Annotated in this window: 4 protein-coding genes; 2 read left to right on the top strand and 2 right to left on the bottom strand. The window is 61.1% G+C overall.

Features of this window, described 5'->3' with window-relative positions; all coding sequences use genetic code 11:
• Window positions 1–825: 825 nt before the first annotated feature.
• Window positions 826–3618 (bottom strand): DUF3857 domain-containing protein, encoded by a 2793-nt coding sequence (locus tag IEX32_RS19880; RefSeq protein ID WP_188773275.1) that lies wholly within the window; start codon window positions 3616–3618, stop codon window positions 826–828.
• Between the two features lie 1176 nt (window positions 3619–4794).
• Between IEX32_RS19880 and IEX32_RS19875 the strand changes: the two genes are divergently transcribed.
• Together IEX32_RS19875 and IEX32_RS19870 are read left to right on the top strand one after the other, a co-directional pair.
• On the top strand, window positions 4795–5418 hold the full coding sequence (locus IEX32_RS19875; protein ID WP_188773274.1) for a TetR/AcrR family transcriptional regulator: 624 nt from the start codon (window positions 4795–4797) through the stop codon (window positions 5416–5418).
• Window positions 5415–6548 carry an alpha/beta hydrolase family protein gene (locus IEX32_RS19870; protein ID WP_188773273.1) on the top strand — a complete coding sequence of 378 codons (1134 nt, stop codon included), beginning with the start codon at window positions 5415–5417 and terminating at the stop codon, window positions 6546–6548. The genes IEX32_RS19875 and IEX32_RS19870 overlap by 4 nt, the downstream gene beginning before the upstream one ends.
• Window positions 6549–6722: 174 nt before the next feature.
• Here the strand turns inward: IEX32_RS19870 and IEX32_RS19865 are convergent, their stop codons facing one another.
• Window positions 6723–7355, bottom strand: coding sequence for a tyrosine-type recombinase/integrase (locus IEX32_RS19865; protein WP_188773272.1), 633 nt, complete (start codon window positions 7353–7355; stop codon window positions 6723–6725).
• Window positions 7356–7591 lie beyond the last annotated feature (236 nt).

The raw sequence follows: 7591 nt of genomic DNA, 5'->3' as shown, positions 1-7591 counted from the left end.
GACCCGCGTCGCCATCTCCGAAATCTCCCCATCAAACAATTGGGGACTCACAGATTCAGCACTCTCACCAAATGTCACGCGCTAATTCACCCGATTGCCCTGCCCTTGGAGGCGGAACCCCTCGTCAAACCAGGGGCCGAGCTTTAAGAGGGCGAACCGGGATGCCTTGGGACGGCAGGTTCTTGAAAACGGCGTATTTAAGCCATTTTTCCGGGACGTCCTGGGTTCTCTCGGGAAGCCTTGGGGAGGAGTGCTGGCTGGGGCGGCAGGATTCAATATTCCGAAACAACTATTTGAAGAAAATATAAATTACGCATTTTATGTACAGTAAATACCAACAAAAATCGCATTATGATTGTGATCATGTTTGGCATTCACTGGGGTAGTATGAGATTGGGTGGCAATCAAGTCAAGATTGATTGATGGATAGCTGCCTGGCAAGCGGCGGCTTTCTTCAAGCCGAGATGCGCGCTCGGACCTTTCTTGGGTAACCTTGGGCCGATTCCAGAATGACCAATCTTGGCTAGCGAATGCGGGTTAGCTGCCATTCCAGGCCCGCCTTCGCTCGCAGCGGCATCCGCCAGCAATCCGGTCGTTCACAGGCTCGTGAGGCGCCGTCAAAAGCTGCCCTCATTCACGGTAAGTTCAACGCTGATAATCGACCGTCGACCAGCCGTCGAGAAGCAGCGGGTCACGCCCTTTTTTCTTGGAGTTGTTGCATCAATATTGACGTGCTCTCCTGGAATGGGACCGATTTCCGGTAGCAGAGTCGGACGAGGATGAAGCACAACCGGTCGGTGTAGGCCGCGAGCTTGTCCGCGCGTCCTACGGTTTGATCCCGACGCGGATGTAGAGCGCGTCAACGCCGGGATCGAGCTTGCGGGCGATGGCTAGTTCGTTCTTGCTTTCCGCCTCGCGGCCGAGGTGAGCAAGAACGATGCCCCGCATGTAGCGGCTCGGCGCCTGGCTGGGCGCGTCGCGCAACACGGCGTCGAGATCGCGCAGGGCATCGTCATAGCGGCCGAGGCGAAACCAGACGACCGCGCGACTGTCCAGCGGCCCGCTGGGGCTGGCCGAAAGCTCGATCGCACTGGAGCACTGGCGCATCGCACTGTCGACATCGACACCGCGCATGCCCTTGATCCAGCAGGCCAGGTTGAGGAGGTCGGGGCTGTGCGGGCGCATTTCCATCAGGCCATCAAGCAGCTTAAGCGCTTCACCGGAATCGCCGTAGAGGCCCAGCGATTCGACCTTGCCCATTTCCCAATAGCGCTTGTTGTCGCCGCCCAACGCGATCTTCTCGTCAAGCAGGGAGCCGGATTCTTCAAGATCGCCTTTTTCCGCCAGAAGCGTGGCGAGGATCTGCGTTGCGCCGTCCAGCGCGGGGTCGAGTTCCAGCGCTTTGCGTGCATCGGCGATGGCCGCCGGAATGTCGCCCAGCCCGCGATTGACGGCGGATCGTTGCAGATAGGTATCGGCATCGGCCGAAAGAGTGATGGCGTGGGTGAGGTCAGCCTGGGCGCCCTTATAGTCACCGGTGCCCTTGCGCAGGCTCGCGCGGGCAATCCACGGATCGGCGGTGGGTTCCTTTTTCGCCATGTTGGCACTGAGGATGGCATTGATCGCCGCGATCTGGGTAGAACCCTTAGCGGCGCGAGCCAGTTCCCACCGGCGCGTGGCGTTGGCGGGAGCGACGACCCGTGCGATCTGCGCCTGAGCCTTGGCCAGCCCGGCGCGGTCCACGGCGATCTGCGCCGCCGGCACTTCGGCGCCGGTGCTTTCGCTTCGTTCGTCAAGTCTGAAGATGTCGCCCGCAAGACCGGCGTGACTGACGAAGCGGGTCCCGCCCAGCGTCGTATCGATATCCGCTGCGCCTTCCATGGTGTAGCCCCTGCCGCCATCGGGCAGGTGGATGCGTACGTGGTAGACGGCAGCGATCGGGGGCCGCGTCGCCACGGGAATGTCGCGCCATTCCGCCCGAGCCCGGTCGGGCGCGAAGGTGAAGTTGGAAAGGGGCGTTGACAGGCCGCGCACCCGTGTTCGCTCACGCGCACGCCACATGGTGGTGAGAATGCCGCGCCCCTTGAACACGGCGGTGGCGTTCTCGGTCGACGTTTCGACGGACAGATCAGTGTATTGCCCCTCACCGATCATCTTCTGCATCTGCTGATGGATGAATTCGTCACGCTGATCGGGCGCGAGCGCATTGACCGCTAGACCTATTCCCAACGCCAGGGGGCCACGGAACGTGACCGTGGCATTTGCAACCGACGGTAGGTCATAGCTGGTGCTCTCATCGTAATCGATGGACACTTCCACTGCGGGGCGAGCATTGGCGTGCGTTACCAACATTTCCGGGGCGCCGCCGGTGGTCCGTAGCGGCAGCACATAACCGAGGTCCGGCGTATCATGGATATCCTCCAGTCGCGTGCCGATCCCGGTGCCGTCCAGCCACAGCGTCTGGCCGCCCACTTCCGCGCGTACCAGAACATGGTCGAACGCCCCGGCGCTGGGCAGGCGGCGCAGCAGGGCGTGACCGTTCTGGGTGTTGGCGAGCACGGCTTCGGCCTTGATGCCCAGCCGGTCAAGCAGGGCCAGTAACATGAGCGACTTAGCCTTGCAGTCGCCGTAGCGCAGTTTCCATGTCTCGTCCGGCTCCTGCGGAGTGTAGTTGCCGGCGTTCATGCTGAGGGCCAGATAGCGGACCTGATCCTGCACCAGTTGCAACGCGGCCTGCGTGCGCTTGAGTGGTTCCTGCGTGGCAGCGGCGATCTTGTCGGCCTCGGTCGCCAGCGGGCTGCCATCGGTAATCTTGCCCTTGCCCTGATAGAGGGGGGCGAAAGTGTGCGAAACCTCTCCCCAGTCGCGGAAGGTGGAAAGTTCGAAGATTGGCAGCGGCTGGAACCGAGCCGGAGCGTCCTGCGGCATTTCCGGCTGCTTGGGGACGGGCAGGGGGAATTCCAGTTCTACCATCTGGCCGTGGCGGGTGGGGTTGGCCGCCACACCCTTGGCCAGGACTTGCCACTTCGACTGCTCAGATACCGGCCAGATTGCACGGACTCGGCCCATGCCCAGGCGGAAGGGACTGGCGGGCAGGCCGATAGTGCTCTGCACGCGTTCGCCCAGCACCTTGTCGCGCACGGTGACGGAATAGCGTAGGCGAAACACGTCGCCCACACGCAACCCCTCGATCGCGGCGGTGGCGCTGAGGATGCCTGTCAGCTGGCGCTGTTCCAGCAGTTCCTCGCGTCGCAGCACTTCCAGCTTCATGCCCTTAGCCAGCAGGTCGATCGTCTCGCCGTCGCGCCGGATGGAAACATCGTGGACAATGAGGTCGCCCTTGTGGGGAGACCACTGCGCCGCAACCGTGGAGAACTGCGCCAGCATTTCCGGCGAGGTGATCTTCACCGCCGTGTCCTGATACTGCCAGAGCTGGCCGTTATCGACCCGCTGTTGCGAGTCGAAGACCAGAAAGGGGGAGGCGCCGCTAGGCTGATCGACGGGCAACAAGGCCTCTTTCACCCAGTCCGGATGCGCCTGATAGAGGATCGTTTCCCCCGCGAAGGCCGGGCCTGGGACCATGGCCAGAACGGCCAGCGATACGTGACGCAAATTCACCTTCAATTCCCCCTGATGTGCCCGGAAGAGGTGTTACCGCCGCAGCGGATACTTGCAATGGGCTGCACCGCTTCTTTCAATTCTTTCACAGAATCTGCACAATCGCCGATGGGTTGCCGCGCGGAAGGGGAATGTTCGAGGTCGCGTTGACCACGGCCCTTCAGAGGTGATCTTTTGCTTCTTGGCCTAAGGGGAGTTGCAAGGCGCCATTCGCCAACTAAGCCGCCGTTCGCGGCGCCGAAACCGTTCCCTGGAACCCGCCTTACGTTCATCCGCCAACTGCATACGCCGAATGGCCGGAATCAATGCCGCTGATCGAGCCCACGAACCACCGGTTTGTTGGGGGAGCGGACATTCGAATTGTGGATTCCGGCTGCTCAACGAGGGAGGTTTGTGACCTTCCCATTCATCGTAAGACGGAACTTGCCGCCTCCGTATGCAGACCCACTACTTCGCGCGGTGACGGTATAGGTCACCCCTCTGACGAGCGGCTTGGCTTTCACTGACTTCGTTTGACCATCCGCGTAAACGAACGGCGGGCCCATCAGCGTTGCACCATATTTGACTGGATAGGGATTTTCGCACGATGGCGAGGCGAACGTTTCCTCCCAGTACGTCCCCCGACGGACAGCATCCACATCGTCTCCCGGAGCCGGTATCGCGGGAGGACCATCATCAGCTTCGACCGAGATGCTCCCAACACAGTCTGGATTACCGAGAAGGTTAGTGTCGGCGACAAAGGCGACCGTGCCGTCGATGACAGTCGCGTGTATGTCGTAGGTGCTCGAACACCCGGTCACGGCAGCAATCATCGCCGTCGCGCAGCAAAGATGTTTAGCCCGCATCTTGCCAATAAAGCGATGAATGCGAACGACCGCAACGTTGGCGGCTCCGGAATGGCTCCTTGCGAATTAAAATGTTGAAATGCTGCCCTGCACTCGCGGCCCCATTGAGCCGGCGGTAGCGCCGACAATACTGCCGTTCATCCACCCGGAATCGCTCGACGATGGCTGCCGTTTTATTCCGTTCGGTGTCAGAGGGGGTTCCGTCACTCTTAACGGCAGTTTCCCGCTGGCGAACTCCGGTCGTGAATTGGAATGTTCTGCCGCAATGAGAATGGTTGACCCGTGCCATTACGCCGCATACTGACCATTTCGTCAGTTAGAGGATGTCGCAGTGACAGCAGCTGAGAAGGTTCGAAAGCGCGAAGGTCCTGAAGCCAGGCGCCGGTTGATCATTGATGAGGCAATCATCGCCATCGGCGAGCGCGGCTATTTCGGCTTTACGGTCCAAGATCTAGCGAAGCGCTGCGGCCTGACCAACGGTGGGCTCCTTTATCATTTCAAAACCAAGGAGGAGCTCTTCCTCGCGGTTCTTGTGGAATTCGAACGGCGGATGGAAACCGCACTAAGCGCCGTGGCCGAACGCTTCACGCAGGAGCTGGGCGATTTCGCCCTCCGCGCCAAAGCGTTGGCGCTCCTGCGCGGCATGGTCGAGCTATCCGCGGCCGAGCCAGAACTTATGCGACTGTTCGCCGTCGTGCAGGCCGAGGCCCTTCACCATGCGCACCCCGCGCATGACTACTTCGCCGAGTTGCAAGGCCGCATCATGGCTGGGCTTGGCGGCATAGTGCGCGACTTGACCAAGGAGCCGGACGCCACAGCGCGCGAAATCTACGCCATGATGATGGGGCTCGAATACCAATGGCTGCGCACCGATGGCGGGTTCGACTACCTTGCCGAGTGGGATCGCGTGGTCGTGAAGCTCCTGCCGGATCACATCGTTAGGAGTGAGGGATGATGCGCCGGATTGGGGTGGTGATGTGGGCGGCGTTGAAGTTCGCCGGCCGCTGGTTGGGGCCATTTCTAATTCTGATCGCCGCCGCCTTGTATTTGATCGCGCCAATCCCGTTCGGCGATCCAGCGGTGACACCGGCGCTCGCCGGGGGAATCGTGTGTGCCATTGCTTGGGCCCTTGCGCGCGGACCGGAGCGCAAGCGCCGGCGTAACTTCCTTGCGGTCTGTGCGATCTTGGCGCTGGCCTTTGCCGGCTGGCGAAACTGGGAGCAGAAGCGCGGTTACCATGAAGAGATCGTCAGATTCGACAATCGTGGCACTCGCCTGGTCGGCACACTTTACCTGCCTGAACGCTCTGGCAAGGCGCCTGGTATCGTGTGGGTTCACGGCTCGGGTCCAATGCCGCGTACCATGCAAGCGGCACACGCGGTCCATTTCGCGCAGCAGGGTTTCGCCGTGCTGCTCTACGACAAACGTGGGGTTGGCGATTCCGGTGGACGTTTTGTGGGCGGGGACCGCACTCTAGATCCAGCCAATATCAATCTGCTCGCGAGCGATGCCTCAGCCGCACTTTCTTGGTTGGCCACGCGTCCCGAGGTGCGGCCGGGAATGGCGGGTTTTGTAGGGCCCAGCCAGGCTGGCTGGATCACACCTCGCGCTGCGGTCCTCAATGGCCATGCCGCTTTCATGGTGTTGCTGTCCGGGCCCACGACATCGGCGCACTCCCAGCTGCGCTATGAGCGGTTCCACATCGGAGCGCCCGACACGCCAAACGGCGAGCCTAGCCTGTCCATGGTGTTCGGTGCTTTCACTCGGGGCAAAATTCCCAAGGGCATGACGCCGGACCAGGCGGACCTTGAGGCACAGAAGCAGCGCGTGCGCTTGCCCTATCCAGATTATGACCCCGTGGCAGACCTGCGCGTCCTCGACGTTCCTGGCCTGTGGCTGCTCGGAGACGAGGACTGGATGGTTCCTTCAGGTCCCACAGCGCGTAACATCGACGCGCTCCGCCAGCTTGGCAAACCGTACGAATACCGCCACATCCCAGGGGCATGGCATGCGATGGTCTTCGGACCGAAACGGCTCGTGCTGGATACCATAGACACCTGGCTGGCCAAGGTCGCAAAGCCCTGAGCAGGCCCCTTTTTTGAAGCCGGATTATTCCCACCGGCAGTGGCTCTCGCGGGGCGTGAGCGCCGGCTCCGCCGACATTGCCGCCATTCAGTCCTCTGCAACGCCGCCTTGATAGCTGCCGCTCGTTCACGTGACCCATCGGCTCCTCGGCAGCATCGAAGAGCCGATGGCAGATCAAATATCGGTTCGTTCGGACAGCGTCAGCGCATCGTCAATGTCGACACCGAGGTACCGGACAGTGTTTTCGATGTTGGTGTGGCCCAACAAAATCTGCACCGCCCGTAGATTCCCGGTCGCCTTGTAGATGAGCGATACCTTCGTGCGTCGCAACGAGTGCGTCCCGTACTCCCGCTTGTCCAGCCCCACCGTTGAAACCCACTCATCGACCAGGCGAGCATACTGACGCGTGCTCAAGTGCCCAAGGTAGTCGACCCGACTGGGAAAGACGAAGTCGTGGACGGTGCCGTGGCGCCGTTCAAGCCACGCCGACAAACTCTTTCGGGCTTCAGTCATGATCTCGAACTGCACCGGTCTGCCGGTTTTCTGCTGGATGACCGTCGAGCGGTTGCGAATGCTTCCCCCGCTGGTGACATCGCCGATCCTGATCTTGACGAGGTCGCATCCGCGCAGCTTGCTGTCGATTGCCAAGTCAAACAGCGCCCGATCGCGCAGCCGCCTGTGCTCGTCGAGGTAGAACCGGATGGCCCAGATGTCGCGGGGTTTGAGCGGACGCTTGGCTCCGACGTTCTGACCTGCATTCCAAGGACGCCGTTCATGCACGGCAGGGTCCAAGTCTGAGTATCCCATGGTGCTTCTCCCATGGCCGGAATGGCCATGAGTGAAACGAATGAGTTCTTCGGAGCCCGTCGACCAAGCTGCGATATGGAGCTAGCCGTGGGCAACCAGGTAGCTGCCCTTCATTCGCATTCGCTCAGATGTGTAGCGCGACAAACTGGATGAGGTTTGCGCGTCAATCAGGATGAGAATGTGATTGTCGCGGCGCGTCATTGAGTGCCGATTTTAATTGCCGCTGGCAAGGCTGT

This window comes from Novosphingobium endophyticum (assembly GCF_014640675.1).
Taxonomy (GTDB): Bacteria; Pseudomonadota; Alphaproteobacteria; order Sphingomonadales; family Sphingomonadaceae; genus Novosphingobium; species Novosphingobium endophyticum.
This window is presented reverse-complemented; position numbering and strand designations above follow the sequence as displayed.